Here is a 16,967-nt window from a genome sequence, read left to right as displayed (position 1 = left end):
CCTTTCTCTCGTTGTTATAGGTCAGTTTTGATTATATCATGAAAAAGTTTAGAGAAATATAATTGATTTGAAAAACGTGAAAAGATACACAGTTTTGAAAATTGCGGAAAAATGTAAATAATTGATACAAGAGGATTTATTTAAATGAATCTGATGCTTTCTTATATAAGAGGCAGGAAGGATTGTTAAAAATCTAGTATAATGATAAATAATTTAAGATAAGTATCATGATTAAGTGATTATAAAGAGGTGGAATTTCGTGAAAAAGAAATTTGTTTGGAATCCTGCTAGAATCTTCTTCCATAATACGGGCACAGAGAAACTGGAAGCTCTTGCGAAAGAAGGCTGGAGTGTAGAGAAGTTGCGATTGGGCGGCCTGCTTTTTCAACTAAAAGAAGATGAGCCTAAGGAAGTCCAGTATCATATAGATTTTCAGTCTTTTCAAAATACAGAGGAAGATATAACGCAAATAGACGAAGAATGGGAACTGGTCGATGCACTTGATTACATGGAGATTTTTCAGGGATCGCCGGAAGCTTCGCCAATGGAGGGCCACGAGGAGCAGCTGCTGGAGCAATTGAATCAGGAAGGGCGCCTCCTTGGTAAATATACGATTCTTTCCAGCATTTTTTTAATCGTTTTCTTTATTTTACATATAAAAGCAGGCTGGGCTTTGCTAAAAATGGTTCTGCTCGGTGGAATTATTATGGGAGGAATCACGTTTATCCTAATACTGGCTTTGTATATTTTAAACAAGTACAGACAGTATAATCTGAAAAACATGTAATAAAAGTGAAAATAAATAGAAATATTAGAGCAATAAAACATGCCGAATTGTAATGTAAGGGAGTATTTAAAAGTAAACTGCAGGAAAAGGCAGAAAAGATCATCTTCTATGGCATAGACGAGTTAAACTGCTTAAAACTCTTGAGAAACGGCGCTACAGGCTGTTTGAGATTTCTCCGAAAATTACCTATAATAAACAAAGTTGCCTGGAAAAAGGTAAACACATCTATATAGATGCCGTAAAATAAATGAGTCGATAGTTGATTCATTTATTTTTGTTTACAGCATAAATGGTTCGGGAGTACCAAAGATTAATTTACCTTCAAACGTATTTTAAATCAAAATTAAATAAAGAGGTGATTACATGGCAGTAGTTGAAGCAAAAAATCTGTCTAAAATCTTTGGTAAAAACATCAGCCAATCTATCAAAATGTTAGATCAGGGTATGACCAAAGAAGAGATATTGAAGAAGACAGGAAATACTGTCGGAGTAAATCGTGCCAGTTTCTCAGTAGAAGAGGGAGAAATATTTGTCATAATGGGGCTTTCAGGCAGCGGTAAGTCTACTTTAGTCCGGTTGATAAATCGTTTAATAGAGCCTAGTGAAGGGTCTATAATTATTGACGGAAAAGAATTAGCAACATTAGATAAAAAGGCATTAAGACAAGTACGCAGACAAAAATTAGGAATGGTATTCCAGCAATTTGCACTTTTCCCGCACCGCACGATTCTGCAAAATGCAGCGTTCGGATTAGAGATACAAGGCATGGATAAGACGGAACGGGAAAAACGGGCTGAAGAATCCCTGAATATGGTCGGTTTAGGAAGCTATCTGCATCAGAAGCCAGGTCAATTATCCGGCGGGATGCAGCAGCGTGTCGGTCTTGCCAGGGCACTTGCAAATGACCCGAAGGTACTTTTGATGGACGAGGCTTTCTCTGCGCTTGATCCGCTTATCCGTAAAGACATGCAGGATGAACTGATTGATATACAGGATTCTATGCAGAAAACAATCATTTTTATTACGCATGATCTGGATGAGGCACTTCGTATAGGAGACCGGATTGCATTAATGAAGGATGGTTCCATTGTTCAGATTGGAACACCGGAAGAAATATTAATGAACCCTGCGAATGACTATGTTGAGAAATTCGTAGAGGATGTAGACCGTTCGAAGGTGCTCACAGCCGGACATATTATGAAGCCGCCGGAAACGGTAGGGCTTGACAGAGGGCCAAAAGTGGCTTTAAGACAGATGAAAGAATTTGGTGTATCTACGATTTATGTGGTAGATAAAAAGAAAAAATTACTTGGTTATGTAACTGCAGAACAGGCAGATGAAGCCAATAAAGAAGGTAAAACAATAGAAGATGTCATGGTAACGGATTTACCAACGGTTAAGGCGGATACGTTACTGACAGATTTATTTGAGCCGATGGCTGATCAAAAGGCGCCACTCTCTGTAGTGGACGATAATGGCAGACTGATTGGTATTATCGTAAGAGGCTCCGTTATCGGTGCACTTGCAGGTGATGAACAAGTGCTGAACGGAAACGGGGAGGTGAACGGAAATGGATAAGGCAGAAGGTGCGTTATTCCCAAAATTACCTTTAGATCAATGGATAGAGTCATTTGAAGATTTCCTGACAACTTACTTATCAACATTATTTGATGTTATTTCTAATGTGATTGAATTTATTACGGGAAACTTTGTTTCCATACTGGAAATGATTCCGGCGCTTGTACTGGTTGTAGTCGTTGCTTTACTGGCATGGTGGCTTATCAGCTGGAAGCTGGGACTGTTTGCCTTAATTGGTCTGGGGCTGATTAATAACCTTGGTTATTGGCCAGAGACACTAGAAACGGTATCATTGGTGATTGTTTCTGTACTTATTTCGATGATTATCGGGATACCGATTGGGATTTGGATGTCACAAAAGGCAACCGTTCAATCGATTATTACACCAATTTTGGACTTTATGCAGACCATGCCGGCATTTGTTTATTTAATTCCGGCCGTTGTTTTCTTCAGCCTTGGCATGGTGCCTGGAGTGGTGGCAACAATTATTTTCTCTATGCCGCCGACTGTCAGAATGGCCAACTTGGGTATTAGACAAGTAAATGCGGAATTGGTTGAAGCAGCTGAATCCTTTGGTGCGACTACGGGACAGCGGCTCGGGAAAGTGCAAATACCCCTGGCCATGCCAACAATTATGGCTGGTATTAACCAGACGATTATGCTTTCTCTTTCCATGGTTGTTATTGCATCAATGGTAGGAGCGCCAGGTTTGGGTGTTGTTGTATATAGAGCTGTTACACAGGTTAATATCGGATCCGGGTTTGAGGGTGGTCTATCACTGGTTATTTTAGCCATGTTACTTGATCGCTTTACACAAGGATTCAATAAAAAGTAGTTAGTAAAAGGATTTTTAGTTCATCTGAGAATCCTTACTATATAATATAAAATTTTAAAAAGGGGGACATTCTTAATATGTTTAAGAACGTTAAATTTCTAAGTTTTATCGCAATGCTTGCGCTAGTTCTTTTATTAGCTGCATGCGGTAGCGGAGATGAAGAAGATGCAGGATCGGATGACAATGGCGGCGGTGAAGAAGCTTCAGGCACGGAGCTTGGTGAAACAGATCTTACCGTTCCATATGTTGCCTGGGCAGGTGCACTTGCACGTACACCGTTATTGAAGCAGGTGCTTGAAGAAGTTGGGTACAATGTAGAAGATACACAGGTAGAAGCAGGGGCTATGTGGTCAAGTGTGGCGAGCGGAGATGCAGCATTTATGACAGCTTCCTGGTTACCGGCAACACACCAATCTTATTGGGAACAGTATGAAGATGATGTAGAAGTTATAGGCGAATTCGTAGCAGAGGCACCACTTGCTTTGACAGTTCCAGCTTATATGGAGGACGTCAATTCTATCGAAGATCTTAAGGATAATGAAGAACTTGGTGAATCCGTAGATTGGACTATTACAGGTATCGACTCTGGTGCAGGTATTATGCAAAATACAGAAACAGCAATGGAAGAATATGAATTAGACAATTGGGAGCTTATGACAAGCTCTGAAGCAGCAATGCTTTCTGAATTACAATCAAGTATTGCCAACGAAGAACCAATTATTGTACCACTTTGGGAACCGCACTGGGCATTTGCGGAAATGGATTTGAAAATGTTGGACGATCCTAAAGAGGTTTATGGCGGTGACGGTGACCGTATTGAAGCTGTAGCAAATAAAGACTTCAAGGAAGACTCACCAGCAGCTTATGAAGTGATTCAACGTTTTACAGAAGATTATGATGGTGAAATTGAGAATGAGCTGCTTGTGAATATTAATGGCGGTGCTTCTGAGGAAGAAGCAGCAAGTCAGTTCCTTGAAGAAAATCCGGATCTTCTGGAAAAATGGACAGAAGGATTAGGTGAATAATTACCTGATCTGATTGTGAAGGTGACATAATACCTTGATAGAACTTCCCTTTCAAGCAGACAACAGTTTGCAGAAAGGGAAGTTTTTTGATTACAGATTTATCAGAACAGGTATTATTAATCATAGAGCTATCCATAAGTGGAAAACAGGATGCAAATGATTTCTTAATGAATTTCATTTGGATTTTCCAAAGAGATATATTCAAAAATAAAGAGGAATGAAGCGAATGATAATGCGGAAACAACATGCAACGTTCGTGTTTTACATTGACGTTTGTTTTTTTTACTGATAAAATAACAAATAGTGAGTAAAATACAAATGATGATAAGTGATTGCTTGGGCATGTTTACATGCTGGGCAAGAAGCTTCATATATAAAATCAATCTTGGAGGTGCGCCATGTCCTCAGTAGTTGTTGTAGGTACGCAATGGGGAGATGAAGGGAAAGGTAAAATTACCGATTTCCTATCTCAAAACGCAGAAGTAGTTGCTCGTTATCAAGGCGGAAATAACGCTGGTCATACGATTAAATTTGATGATGTAACATACAAGTTACATTTAATCCCGTCCGGAATTTTCTTTAGTGAAAAAACCTGTGTGCTTGGAAACGGAATGGTTATCGATCCAAAAGCATTCGTAGAAGAAATTGCTTATTTACATGAGCGCAACGTTTCTACAGATAATCTTCGTATCAGTAATCGCGCACATGTGATTATTCCATATCACTTGAAGCTGGATATTCTTCAGGAAGAAGAAAAAGGCGCAAATAAAATTGGTACAACGAAAAAAGGTATTGGTCCTGCCTATATGGATAAAGCGGCACGTGTCGGCATCCGTATTGCTGATTTAATGGACAAAGAAGTCTTCCGGGAAAAATTAGAACAAAACTTAAAAGAAAAGAATCGTTTATTTGAAAAAGTATATGAGTCTGACTCCATTCAAGTAGAAGATGTTTTAGATGAATACTTTGAATATGGACAGCAAATGGCTCCTTATGTAGTAGATACATCCGTTGTTTTAAATGATGCTATCGATGAAGGAAAACGTGTGCTGTTTGAAGGTGCACAGGGAGTTATGCTGGATATTGACCAGGGGACATATCCGTTTGTAACGTCTTCTAATCCGATTGCCGGCGGTGTGACAATTGGTTCTGGTGTAGGTCCGACAAAAATTAATCATGTTGTAGGTGTGTCAAAAGCCTATACAACACGTGTTGGCGACGGTCCATTCCCGACAGAACTACATGATGAAACAGGAAATCAGATTCGTGAGGTCGGCCGTGAATATGGAACAACAACAGGACGCGCACGCCGTGTCGGCTGGTTTGACAGTGTCGTTGTCCGCCATGCACGCCGTGTGAGCGGAATTACGGATCTATCTCTAAATTCCATTGATGTATTAACAGGTATTGAAACATTAAAAATCTGTGTTGCCTATCGCTACAAAGGGGAAGTTATTAAAGAATTCCCGGCAAGCCTAAAAGCACTGGCAGAGTGCGAACCGGTATATGAAGAAATGCCAGGCTGGACAGAGGACATTACAGGAGTGAAGACATTGGATGAACTTCCAGCCAATGCACGTCACTACTTAGAGCGGATTTCTCAACTGACAGAAATTCCATTATCTATCTTCTCCGTTGGTCCGGACCGTTCACAGACAAACGTAGTAAGAAGTGTGTATCGTCCATAATAAAATAATGAATATAGAGAGAAGGAGCTGATTGTGGAAATCAGCTCCTTTTCCTGTGAGGGAAAAAACTCCTCACTGAATGAAGCTTCACTTTATGATAAGATGAAGGGAAAGTGATAAAGGAGAGATAGCGATGAATTTTGTTCGGCCAGGGGCAGATTATGATGTTTTTATGCTAGTGTTATCGATTCTTATATTAATCATTTTCACCTTTTTGGCAGCGGCGCTTGTATATACTTTCTTAAAAAGAGACAGGCAGAAGCCGGGGTATTATATTTTTTATGCTTTTATACTCTTTGGTGTTATTTTTCAATTAATTAGGCTTTTCCAGCTTTATACATGGTTAGCGATAGCGGCAATAATCATCTATCTTATCTTTGGACTAATTATTTTTCTGGCACTCCGTAAAAATAAAGCAAAATAGATTTTGCAAAAATAACGCATCCAATTTTTTCTAAAGTATATTTATATTCAGCCCACAAGACAGAAGCGCTGTTTTACGTTAAAATAGAGAGTAGCAATTAATTAAATCATTAACGTTATAATAACAAGATAGTTAATTAATTGTTCATTTTCTGTAACAAAATTTTTTTTACGATAAAATGAATAATCCATAATTAAACACTATAACCAGCGAAGTGTTTTTCCGCAGCGAAGGCTATAGAGGCAAAATTTTAATTCCAATCTAATAACATTTTTATAAATTATTTAACTAAAAGGATGTGCAACCAATGAGTCAAAAAATATTAGTTGTCGATGATGAACAGCCAATTGCAGATATATTACAATTTAACTTAGAAAAAGAAGGCTATCAGGTAGTGGTGGCAAATGATGGAGATACAGCGATTGAACTCGCAGAATCAGAGCGCCCTAATCTAATTTTACTGGATATCATGCTGCCTGGAAAAGACGGGAATGAGGTCTTGCGTGAAGTGCGTAAAACACAGAGTATCCCGGTTATTATGCTGACTGCAAAGGATGCGGAAATTGATAAAGTGCTTGGATTAGAGCTGGGTGCAGATGACTATGTAACCAAACCATTCAGCAATCGTGAATTAATTGCACGTGTCAAAGCAAATCTGCGTCGTGAAAATGTTACGGAGGAGCCGTCAAAAACAACGAAGGATATTGTTATCGGAGATTTAGTCGTTCATCCAGATGCGTATGTTGTTTCTCGTAAAGGAGTAGAGATAGAATTAACCCATCGTGAATTTGAACTCTTACACTATTTGGCACGTCATATTGGACAGGTAATGACACGGGAACACTTGTTGGAAACTGTGTGGGGCTATGATTATTTTGGAGATGTGCGTACCGTAGATGTTACCGTTCGCCGCTTACGTGAAAAAATTGAAGAAAACCCTAGTAACCCATTGTGGATTGTAACAAGAAGAGGTGTCGGATATTATCTGCGTAATCCTGAGCAGGAGTAAGGTATGATGAATAAAGTTGGTTTTTTCAGGTCGATCCAGTTAAAATTTATTATTATTTACATCCTGCTGCTGATTTTAGCAGTACAGGTTATTGGATCTTTTTTTACAAGCCGGTTGGAAGATGACTTGACAACAACCTTTAAACAATCCATTAATGAGCGTGTCGAGATGCTGAGCTATAATCTGGAACAAGCCTTTATAAGAGAGCGTTCTGAAGAAGATCCTAGTTTAGAGCAGGGGATTCAGACAATTATTGAGGATGTTAATACAGATAATCTGGCAACGACGATCCATGTATATGATAACCAAAGAAGGATTTTAGGGACAAACCGGCTCGATGGAAGATCAGAAATTGGGAGAAAAACCACAGATATCGATGTAAAGAATACCTTGCTTTTTGATACGTCCCAGAAAAAACCGTATTTTGACCGGGAGACAGACAGCAGAGTCTATGTATATGTGGAACCGTTGGTCGGAAATGATGGAAAAACTGTTGGTGCGATTCAATTTAAAGCCTCTATGGAGGAGGTTTATGATCAGATTGAAGGTATTAATAATATCTTTCTCCAGGGCTCCATCTTAGCAATAAGTATCTCTGCAATACTCGGGATTCTGGTAGCACGTACGATTACCAAACCGATTCAGGAAATGCGTGAACAAGCATTGATTATGTCGAATGGAGACTTTACACAGCAGCTCGAGATTTATGGCCGGGATGAAATCGGGCAGCTTGCGGAGGCATTTAATGATTTAAACAGCAGACTGAAGCATTCCTATGCCACCATTGAAGAGGAACGGAGGAAATTAAGCTCTGTTCTATCCTATATGAGTGACGGTGTTATTGCTACAGACGATTCTGGGGCCGTAACATTGATGAATGATGCCGCAGCCAGAATGATTGGATTAAATCCGGATGATGTCATTGGAGAAGATTTAATTGATGTTCTGAAGCTGGAAGAAAAAGTTGTCGATATCAGTAAGCTGCCGGACAGCGGTTCGATAATTATTGATTTCAGTGATGAAGAAACACCATTTATTATACGGGCGAATTTTTCTACAGTTGTTGATGAGGAAGAAGAAACGACTGGTTTTATCACCGTGATTAGTGATGTTACCGAGCAGGAGAAAATTGATCAGGAACGCAGAGACTTTGTGTCGAATGTGTCACATGAGCTCCGGACACCGCTGACAACCATGAAAAGTTATCTAGAAGCGTTATCTGACGGAGCTTGGGAAAACAAAGAAATTGCGCCGCGATTTCTAGAGGTTACACAGAAAGAAACGGACCGTATGATCCGGATGGTAAACGACCTGCTGCAGCTGTCTAAAATGGATTCTGATGAATTGCCGATGCACAAAGAAAGAACCGAGTTCATGGGCTATGTGCAGCAGGTTCTTGACCGGTACGAAATGAACCTGCCGGAAACCATTACGTTAGAGCGTAATATACCAAAAGGAAAATCATTTGTATGGATGGATAGAGATAAAATTACCCAGGTGTTTGACAACATTATTACCAATGCTTTCAAATACTCACCAGAGGGCGGAAAGGTTCGTGTAAATCTCGATGTAAGACGCCATATTGTGATTGTCAGTATTCTGGACGAAGGCGTGGGTATTCCATATGATAAGCTCGATAAAATATTTGACCGTTTCTACCGTGCCGATCGCGCCAGAACGAGAAAGCTTGGAGGCACAGGTCTTGGCCTGGCTATCACGAAAGAGCTTGTGGAAGCCCATCATGGAAAAATATGGGCGCAAAGTAAAGAAGGACGAGGAACAACCATTCTATTTACCTTGCCGCTCATGGGTTCGAAGCGGGGGAAAGGCAAATGAAGTTAGAGACTGCAAAATCATTGTTGCTGATTATATTAATAGGAACAAGCTTAATCCTTACTTTTGGGATGTGGAATTACCGGGCAGAATATGAACCGTTAAATGATGATGAGTCGATTGATAAAGCTGATCTGGGCGGCGGGCAAAAGAATGCAAATGATGTTGTGAAACCGAATAACGTTGTTTTTAAAATAAATGGAGAATTCTACAGCTATGAGAACCCAGAAGATAGTGCCAATTTATTTGAAGATATCCAGACATGGGAAATGACAGATCTGCAAAGTACAGATACAGAAGAAAAGACGGCTGATGCAGAAGTAGAAATTATATTTCCGACAGGAGTTCCATTATCTTTATTTGAAAACATATTAAATACGGATCGTACATTGACGAGTAACAGGAACTTTTATGTGGACCGGTTTTATATTCAATTACAAGAAGAAGATCAGTTATTAAAGGTTTATTTTGTTTCTTTGGATGGGGATGAAGCAGTTGAAGGTACTATCCATTCTTCGGCAAATTATGAGCAGCTGCTGTCAATGTTTAGTAACCTGTCAGACGAGGAATATGAAGAAAATCATTTATTGACGGAGACTGCCAGAAATATATATATTCCAGTTGAAGAAAAAACAATGCAATCCTTTAAGTATACCTTTAATACAATTAAGTCTGCTGATGTTAGAAATATCATGTTCACCCGCCCCAATCTGGTGAGTGAATCGAAATCTGGGGAATCATTGATGTATCGGACAGATGATAGACAGTTAAATTATACTGGAAATGGGATGAGCTTTATCAATGTTGCTGAGTGGAATAAAGAAGAACCGGCAGATAAAAGTGTCTTTCAGCAAAGCCTGGAAAATATTAATGAGCATGCAGGGTTTACTGATGATTATCGATTGGACAGCTATACGGATGACAGTATTACTTACCGGCTGTACCGGTTCCAATATCCTGTTATAAATAATTCTTATATGGATTTATCCACGATTTATCAAAAATGGCAGAGTGAACAATTGAGTGAATACACCCGCTCCTTGATATCATTGGATACGGTTGCTAATACATCCAGCAAAGAATTAAGAGACAGTGATGAAATCATTTCGACCATCCAGCAGAATAAAAATATAGCAGATATTCAGGATGTGCAGATTGGGTATCGTTTGACGGTTGAAAAGGATGTTAATGGGGAGGAATATGTATTATTAGAACCGGATTGGTACCAGCGTGTGAATGACAGCTGGTCAGTAGTACCAGAAAAAAACACAGGAACACAGAATATTGAAGGGGGAAGCTGAGATGCGATGGTCACATATTAAAACACTGTTTATCCTTAGCTTCCTTATCCTGAACGGTTATTTACTATATCAATTTATCAGCAACCAGGATGAAATGAATATTCCAGAGCTGGATACGAGTAGTATGGATTTGGACGAAGAGCTGAGAGATGAAGACATTTCTATTTCTGCGGATGTTGATTTTGAGGTTCCGGAACTGAGTTATATTTCATCCGCCCAAAAGAAATTTACAGAATCGGAAATCAGTGATTTAAATGATAACAAGCATATCAATGCTGAGAAGAGTCCAGATAGTCAATTATTAATAGCAGCGTTTTCTTCTCCATTAAAGATTCCTGACAATGCAGATGAAGAAACGCTTTCCAGTCTGGTTAGCCCTTATATTCTAGATTCATCTGACTTTTCCTTTGGAGCATGGGATGATGATTTAAATATTATTGTTTTCTTTCAAAATAAGGAAGGGAATCCAATTTACTTAAATCGACATGCAATGCTTACTTTTTATGTTAATGATAATAATGAAATTACACATTATACACAAACCATGTTAGGGGATACCGATCCACAGGGAAACCCAACCTTAAATACCCCTAAGATTGCTATTAGTTCCTTGCTGCAAAGCCGTTATTTAAATGCAGAAGATAATATAACAGATGTCAGCTACGGCTATTACTCAAGAATTGCGGAAGCGGAAGAGGGAACGCAAGTCTTCGCCCCGACCTATAAAATAACTGTAAATGGCGAGAGTGATTATTTTGTAAACGCAGCAGAGTCCACTACCTATTCCGGCAACTATAGAGATTATCTTGTGAAAATGTTAGCGGGAAATTATTTAAGAAAGCTTAATTTAATGGCGGATGAGGATGATTCTATGGCAGATAGCCTTATTTCTGTCATAGAGGATAAGATTGAGCCTTTTAGGAGTGATTTAGAATGACCTTACGTTTTAGTGTGCTTGCATCAGGGAGTACAGGCAATGCATTTTATATAGAATCAGAACAGCAGCGCCTGCTGGTAGATGCCGGCTTAAGCGGAAAAAAGATGGAAGGGCTTTTCGGGAAAATTGATGTTGACCCGTCACAACTCGACGGAATTCTTGTAACACATGAGCATAGTGATCATATTAAGGGGCTGGGAATCTTTGCCCGGAAGTATAATCTTCCTATCTATGCAAATGAGAAAACATGGCAGGCTATGGATCATTCTCTTGGTAAACTGACAATTGACCAAAAGTTTCAATTTGATATGGCATCTGTGCGGAGCTTTGGTGATATAGAAGTCGAATCGTTTGGTGTATCTCATGATGCTGCAGAACCAATGTTTTATACCTTCCGCAATAACGGGCAGAAGGTTGCACTTGTTACGGATTTAGGCTATGTGTCTGAACGGATTAAGAAAACTGTCGAAGATGCAGATGCTTATATATTTGAAGCGAATCATGATGTAGAGATGCTGCGGATGGGGCGCTATCCATGGAATGTAAAAAGACGTATTCTGGGAGACTCGGGACACGTTTCCAATGAAGACTCCGGCCTTGCTCTGTCAGACGTTATCTCTAACCGCACCAAGCGGATTTATTTAGCCCACCTCAGCTTAGATAATAATATGAAGGATCTGGCGCGCATGTCTGTCAATCAGATTCTGGCTGAACGGGGAATAGAGATAGAACTGCATGATACAGACCCCGAAACACCAACACCACTTTACGAGGTCAGTACTGTAACAGAGCGTGTCTGAACGGAATAGAATTTTTCAAAGGAAAAGGTACAGAGGTCTGTATTGGGATAAAAATTTCATTTATGCATAAACTGAAATTAGCCGCCCAATGCAGTCCTTTTTATTTTATCCTTACAGGACTTTTTGAACACCCTCTTATATAACGTTTCGTTAATAAAGAAAAAAGAATGATGGGTTTAGTACTAAATGAATTTTGGGAATACTTAGGTAGATATTAGTAGATAAATCGATAAGGAGAAGGGTATATGGAATATAATGATCAACCGGATCAACCGCAGCCACCACAACCGCCGGGCAATAAAAATAAATGGCTTGTCCCGTTATTGCTAGGTATTATTATTGGCGGAATACTTGTGATGCTTATTAATCCTGATTTTCTTAATAATGAAAATGCAGAGCAGGCAAACCTTGCTGAAGAAGAAAACAAGGAAAATGCCGGCAGTAATGATGATGCAGCAGGTCAGCCAATGCAGGTGGATGTCTCCACACAGCTGACAGATATTATTGAACAAGTAACCCCGGCAGTAGTCGGTATTACCAATATACAGCAGAATGTTTCATGGGGAGCCGGTGCAGACGGCATTGAAGCTGGGACCGGATCGGGTGTTATTTATAAAGTAGAGAACGGGGAAACGTATATTGTAACGAACCACCATGTGATTGAAGATGCAGATGCTGTGGAAGTAATTATGTATGATGATACACATATGGAAGCAGATATCATTGGAAGTGATTTATTTACGGACTTAGCAGTACTTAAAATGGAGAGCGGAAATAAAGATAAGGCGATGGAAGTAGGCTCTTCAGCAAATTTGAAGGTAGGAGAGCCGGCGATTGCTATTGGAAATCCGTTAGGAGCATACTTATCAAGCACAGTGACGCAAGGTGTCATCAGCGGGACGGAGCGGACAATTCCAATGGATTTTAATTTCGATGGGCAGCCTGATTGGCAAGCAGAAGTTGTGCAGACAGACGCAGCAATTAATCCAGGGAATAGTGGCGGCGCGCTGATTAATTTATACGGACAATTAATTGGGATTAACTCCATGAAAATTAATGAAGAAGCAGTAGAGGGAATCGGATTTGCGATTCCAATTGATAGTGCTCTTCCTGTTATGCAGGAGCTGGAGGAGCATGGTGAAGTTGTCCGTCCATTTTTAGGCGTAGAGATTTATTCGATTGAGGAGCTGCCGCAATATGAATGGAGAAATACTTTGCAGCTGCCATTAGAAGTAGATGGCGGTGTATATGTATGGAGTGTGGAAAACGCATCTCCAGCTGATAAAGCAGGAATCGAACAATATGATGTTATTGTAGCGTTAGATGGCGAGCCTGTGTATAACACGATTGATTTGCGAAAAATCCTTTATGAGCAGAAAGACGTCGGAGATCATATAAAAGTAGACTATTATCGGGACGGCGAGCTTAACCAGACGGAGATTGTGCTGGATGTTCAAGAATAGTGTGAGAAGAATGGATGAAAAGAGAAATCATCCATTCTTTTTGTGTTCATTAATTATCCACAGAAATAAAGAATTATACACAAACGGTGGATAAATATTAACATTATTTCTATATTTGGTGTGGAAAACATGTTCCTATACAAGATAACGGCGAACATTTGTGCATATGTGGATATAATTGTGGATAATGTCAGTTTGTCCATAGGATATATACAGGTTTTTAGAATTACTCAGATGTTGTCCACAATCTGACTGTGGGAAAGTTAAGTAAAGGCTTCTTTTTCCTTGCGTTGTGTCCAAAGGTAGATGAGCAGTATAAGTAACGTAATATCTAATCGAGATACGAAGAGAAATGCAAATACTCCATCGCCCGTCAGGACAGGCAGCTTTGTGAAAAAGAGTGCGCCGAGCATAATAAAAACAAGCGGAATAATGGATATGTGGATAAATATTCTGCCGATTAATAGCATCCCCGCCATTACTTCGAAAAGAGCTACAAAAAAATAAACATAATTAGATAAAGGCACCCCCATCTGTTCAAAACTGCTGACCATCGACAGGTCTATAAATTTCATCAGTCCGGAAACAAGAAAAACAAATCCCACCAGATAGCAAATAAGCTTCAATGGTTTCACGTGAAACGCCTCCTTTTTTAATGGTATGCGCGGACTGGGACAAACTTTCTCAGTACATTGGAAAAGTATTATTTTAACGGAAATTTATTTTTGTTCAGAGGAAGCTAAATACAGTTGCAGATGAAGATTTCAAGTCTCTGCATTTTTAAATTGGATGTGACTTGCGCTTTTTATTGGAATCCGAAGTGAAGTTATTGTTTTCATAAGAGATTAAATATATAATTCATTAATATGTGCTTTACCATTATAAAAAACAAAAGAAAGGGAGATAGGGATGCTGCGTCAATTTTTTTCATACTATAAACCACATAAGCGGTTATTTATTATAGATTTTTCTGCTGCAGTAGTTGTAGCGCTGCTTGAATTGGCATTTCCGGTAGCTGTTCAGTGGTTTATCGATCAGCTGTTGCCTGGTCAGGACTGGAATGCTATTGTTGTCACCTCTGTATTGCTGCTGATTATTTATATTATCAGTACTTACTTGCAATATGTCGTTTCCTATTTAGGGCATAAGCTCGGTATTAATATAGAAACAGACATGCGCCGGGATTTATTCTATCAAGTACAGAGACAATCTTTTCGTTTCTTTGATAATACGAAAACAGGTCATATTATGAGCCGTATTACCAATGATTTATTCGATTTAGGGGAGCTTGCCCATCATGGTCCGGAGGATTTCTTTATCTCAATTATGACATTTATGGGTGCATTCTTTATTATGTTCACCATTAATCCAGTTTTAGCACTTATTGTTCTTATTACCGTACCTCTCTTGATTTTCCTTATTACGTTTGGAAACATTCGCATGAATAAGGCATGGAGGAAAATGTATGCGAATATTGCAGGCGTTAACGCGAGGATAGAAGATGCTGTTTCAGGTGTACGTGTCGTACAATCCTTTACAAATGAAGAATTTGAGAAGGAACGCTTCCAGGAGAATAATGAAAAGTTTCGCCTGGTGAAGGTAGGAGCGTATAAAATAATGGGAATTGTTCATTCGAATATTTTTCTGCTTATGCGTTTAATGACACTGCTTGTACTTGTGGTAGGTGCCTGGTTCACCTATACAGACCGTCTCAGCTATGGAGAATTAGTCAGCTTCATCTTGTTTGTAAATGTATTAACAACACCGATCAATAAAATTACAGCACTCTTAGAGCTGTATCCAAAAGGAATGGCAGGCTTCAAACGTTTTTCAGATATGATGGCCGTGAATCCCGACGTGGAGGATAAGCAGGATGCTGAAGTAGTCAGCGGTTTAAAAGGAGATATCCGATTTAACCAAGTTGGCTTCAGTTACGATAAAACGAAAAAGCCTGTTCTAAATGATATCAGCTTTCATATTAATCCAGGAGAAACAATTGCTTTTGTCGGGCCGTCTGGTGCAGGGAAAACCACTATCTCAGCGTTAATCCCGAGATTTTATGATGTGAACGAGGGATCGATTACGATTGATGGAATGGATATCCGTGATATGACAAAGGAATCCCTCCGCAGTAATATAGGCGTTGTTCAGCAGGATGTATTTCTATTTACCGGAACGCTGCGTGAGAATATTGCTTATGGCAATTTAGAAGCAACCAATGAAGAAATAGAGCTTGCTGCCAAACGAGCTCATATGGAAGACTTCATCAATGAACTTCCGGATGGTTATGAAACACAGGTCGGGGAGAGAGGATTAAAGTTGTCAGGAGGTCAAAAACAGCGCATAGCGATTGCACGTATGTTTTTAAAAAATCCGCCAATCCTTATTTTGGATGAAGCAACCTCTGCACTGGATACAGAAACAGAGATGATTATCCAGAAAGCATTGAATGAGCTTGCAGCCAACCGCACGACAATTGTTATCGCGCATCGTCTTGCTACAATTAAAGAGGCAGATCGCATTATGGTTGTGACGAAAAAAGGTATTGAAGAAGAAGGAACACATGAGGAACTCTTACAAAAAAAAGGTATCTTTGCTCACCTGCATGGAGTGCAGATGAAATAATTGAGACAGGCTGTGGTAAAGCACAGCCTGTTTTTGTTCAAAGATAAGAAAGTATATAAAAATGCTGAAGTCAGCCGCTGCAGAAATACACTACGCTTTCCGTGGGCTTGAGCTCAGCCTCCTCGAAAAAAAGAAGAGCACTTTTTTTCTGCGGGGTCTTCCCACTGCGCATTCCCACAGCGGACATCTCCTTGGCTAGAACACCAGTATTTTAAAGACCAAGTGATTTTCTTGGTTTTTCTTATTTTACGCCCATTTCCCGGGAAATAAATACGTGCATCTGATTAGCATAAAAACATAAAAACAACAAAAGCTAAGTTTAATTAGGAGGTGGCATGATGAACCGAATGTATCGAGCGCTTATTTTTGCCGGTATTATTATCATTCCGTTGTTAATTGGAACCTGGGTGAATGCGGAGGAGCCGGAATATGCAGAATGGGGGCAGGTTGCCATGAAAGAAGTCAAGGCGAAATATCCTCAAGATAAAATTGTAGATTATTTGCATGTAGGCAGACAAACCGAAGGAGAACAAACAGTTGAAACATTTAAGCTATGGCTGGTTGGCAAAGAGAAAGAGTTTGGTGTGATTATTGATATTTATTTTAAATCCAGTACGAAAGAAATTATTGAAGTGAAAATGAGAGAAACGCAGAAATAAAGC

General features: G+C 39.5%; 15 protein-coding genes. 14 read left to right on the top strand and 1 reads right to left on the bottom strand.

Going from position 1 to position 16,967, the window contains the following annotated elements; translation table 11 throughout:
* The first annotated feature begins 259 nt into the window (after positions 1-259).
* The 12 genes from BN1068_RS10175 (at position 260) to BN1068_RS10120 (ending at position 13,680) form a co-directional block, all read left to right on the top strand.
* Positions 260-787: a DUF2812 domain-containing protein gene (locus tag BN1068_RS10175; protein ID WP_175637124.1), complete on the top strand. Its 528-nt coding sequence runs from the start codon at positions 260-262 to the stop codon at positions 785-787.
* 363 nt (positions 788-1,150) lie between these two features.
* Entirely contained in the window at positions 1,151-2,365 is a 1,215-nt protein-coding gene (locus BN1068_RS10170; RefSeq protein WP_077602749.1) for a quaternary amine ABC transporter ATP-binding protein, read from the top strand.
* Entirely contained in the window at positions 2,358-3,200 is an 843-nt protein-coding gene (locus BN1068_RS10165) for an ABC transporter permease (RefSeq protein ID WP_077602748.1), read from the top strand. Before BN1068_RS10170 ends, BN1068_RS10165 begins: the two co-directional genes overlap by 8 nt.
* Positions 3,201-3,277: 77 nt before the next feature.
* Positions 3,278-4,225, top strand: coding sequence for a glycine betaine ABC transporter substrate-binding protein (locus BN1068_RS10160; protein WP_077602747.1), 948 nt, complete (start codon positions 3,278-3,280; stop codon positions 4,223-4,225).
* A gap of 398 nt (positions 4,226-4,623) precedes the next feature.
* On the top strand, positions 4,624-5,913 hold the full coding sequence (locus BN1068_RS10155) for an adenylosuccinate synthase (protein WP_077602746.1): 1,290 nt from the start codon (positions 4,624-4,626) through the stop codon (positions 5,911-5,913).
* A 133-nt stretch (positions 5,914-6,046) separates the two neighbouring features.
* Positions 6,047-6,337 (top strand): hypothetical protein, encoded by a 291-nt coding sequence (locus BN1068_RS10150; RefSeq protein WP_077602745.1) that lies wholly within the window; start codon positions 6,047-6,049, stop codon positions 6,335-6,337.
* A 307-nt stretch (positions 6,338-6,644) separates the two neighbouring features.
* Positions 6,645-7,346, top strand: coding sequence for a response regulator YycF (gene yycF, locus BN1068_RS10145; RefSeq protein ID WP_077602744.1), 702 nt, complete (start codon positions 6,645-6,647; stop codon positions 7,344-7,346).
* A gap of 6 nt (positions 7,347-7,352) precedes the next feature.
* On the top strand, positions 7,353-9,182 hold the full coding sequence (walK, locus tag BN1068_RS10140; protein ID WP_077602743.1) for a cell wall metabolism sensor histidine kinase WalK: 1,830 nt from the start codon (positions 7,353-7,355) through the stop codon (positions 9,180-9,182).
* Positions 9,179-10,480, top strand: coding sequence for a YycH family regulatory protein (locus BN1068_RS10135; RefSeq protein WP_077602742.1), 1,302 nt, complete (start codon positions 9,179-9,181; stop codon positions 10,478-10,480). Before walK ends, BN1068_RS10135 begins: the two co-directional genes overlap by 4 nt.
* Position 10,481: 1 nt before the next feature.
* On the top strand, positions 10,482-11,417 hold the full coding sequence (locus BN1068_RS10130) for a two-component system regulatory protein YycI (RefSeq protein ID WP_077602741.1): 936 nt from the start codon (positions 10,482-10,484) through the stop codon (positions 11,415-11,417).
* Positions 11,414-12,217 (top strand): MBL fold metallo-hydrolase, encoded by an 804-nt coding sequence (locus BN1068_RS10125; RefSeq protein WP_077602740.1) that lies wholly within the window; start codon positions 11,414-11,416, stop codon positions 12,215-12,217. Before BN1068_RS10130 ends, BN1068_RS10125 begins: the two co-directional genes overlap by 4 nt.
* Before the next feature lie 245 nt (positions 12,218-12,462).
* Positions 12,463-13,680 (top strand): S1C family serine protease, encoded by a 1,218-nt coding sequence (locus BN1068_RS10120; protein WP_077602739.1) that lies wholly within the window; start codon positions 12,463-12,465, stop codon positions 13,678-13,680.
* A gap of 263 nt (positions 13,681-13,943) precedes the next feature.
* Here the strand turns inward: BN1068_RS10120 and BN1068_RS10115 are convergent, their stop codons facing one another.
* Positions 13,944-14,315, bottom strand: coding sequence for a DoxX family protein (locus tag BN1068_RS10115; protein ID WP_077602738.1), 372 nt, complete (start codon positions 14,313-14,315; stop codon positions 13,944-13,946).
* 274 nt (positions 14,316-14,589) lie between these two features.
* On the opposite strand from BN1068_RS10115, the gene BN1068_RS10110 reads away from it, so the two are divergent.
* Both BN1068_RS10110 and BN1068_RS10105 read left to right on the top strand, forming a co-directional pair.
* Positions 14,590-16,305, top strand: coding sequence for an ABC transporter ATP-binding protein (locus BN1068_RS10110; RefSeq protein WP_077602737.1), 1,716 nt, complete (start codon positions 14,590-14,592; stop codon positions 16,303-16,305).
* 338 nt (positions 16,306-16,643) lie between these two features.
* The gene (locus tag BN1068_RS10105) at positions 16,644-16,964 is read left to right on the top strand and encodes a DUF3889 domain-containing protein (protein ID WP_254846745.1); all 321 of its coding nucleotides are present in this window, start codon (positions 16,644-16,646) and stop codon (positions 16,962-16,964) included.
* Positions 16,965-16,967: the final 3 nt, after the last annotated feature.

This window comes from Oceanobacillus sojae (assembly GCF_900162665.1).
GTDB classification, from domain to species: Bacteria; Bacillota; Bacilli; order Bacillales; family Amphibacillaceae; genus Oceanobacillus; species Oceanobacillus sojae_A.
Note: the sequence above shows the minus strand (reverse complement) of the source record. Positions and strands in the feature narration are given on the sequence as shown.

Bases quoted from the DNA above. Each gene is read 5' to 3' on its own strand.
- BN1068_RS10170 (WP_077602749.1), top strand. From the start codon at position 1,151: ATGGCAGTAGTTGAAGCAAAAAATCTGTCTAAAATCTTTGGTAAAAAC.
- BN1068_RS10165 (WP_077602748.1), top strand. From the start codon at position 2,358: ATGGATAAGGCAGAAGGTGCGTTATTCCCAAAATTACCTTTAGATCAA.
- BN1068_RS10160 (WP_077602747.1), top strand. From the start codon at position 3,278: ATGTTTAAGAACGTTAAATTTCTAAGTTTTATCGCAATGCTTGCGCTA.
- BN1068_RS10155 (WP_077602746.1), top strand. From the start codon at position 4,624: ATGTCCTCAGTAGTTGTTGTAGGTACGCAATGGGGAGATGAAGGGAAA.
- BN1068_RS10150 (WP_077602745.1), top strand. From the start codon at position 6,047: ATGAATTTTGTTCGGCCAGGGGCAGATTATGATGTTTTTATGCTAGTG.
- yycF (WP_077602744.1), top strand. From the start codon at position 6,645: ATGAGTCAAAAAATATTAGTTGTCGATGATGAACAGCCAATTGCAGAT.
- walK (WP_077602743.1), top strand. From the start codon at position 7,353: ATGAATAAAGTTGGTTTTTTCAGGTCGATCCAGTTAAAATTTATTATT.
- BN1068_RS10135 (WP_077602742.1), top strand. From the start codon at position 9,179: ATGAAGTTAGAGACTGCAAAATCATTGTTGCTGATTATATTAATAGGA.
- BN1068_RS10130 (WP_077602741.1), top strand. From the start codon at position 10,482: ATGCGATGGTCACATATTAAAACACTGTTTATCCTTAGCTTCCTTATC.
- BN1068_RS10125 (WP_077602740.1), top strand. From the start codon at position 11,414: ATGACCTTACGTTTTAGTGTGCTTGCATCAGGGAGTACAGGCAATGCA.
- BN1068_RS10120 (WP_077602739.1), top strand. From the start codon at position 12,463: ATGGAATATAATGATCAACCGGATCAACCGCAGCCACCACAACCGCCG.
- BN1068_RS10110 (WP_077602737.1), top strand. From the start codon at position 14,590: ATGCTGCGTCAATTTTTTTCATACTATAAACCACATAAGCGGTTATTT.
- BN1068_RS10105 (WP_254846745.1), top strand. From the start codon at position 16,644: ATGAACCGAATGTATCGAGCGCTTATTTTTGCCGGTATTATTATCATT.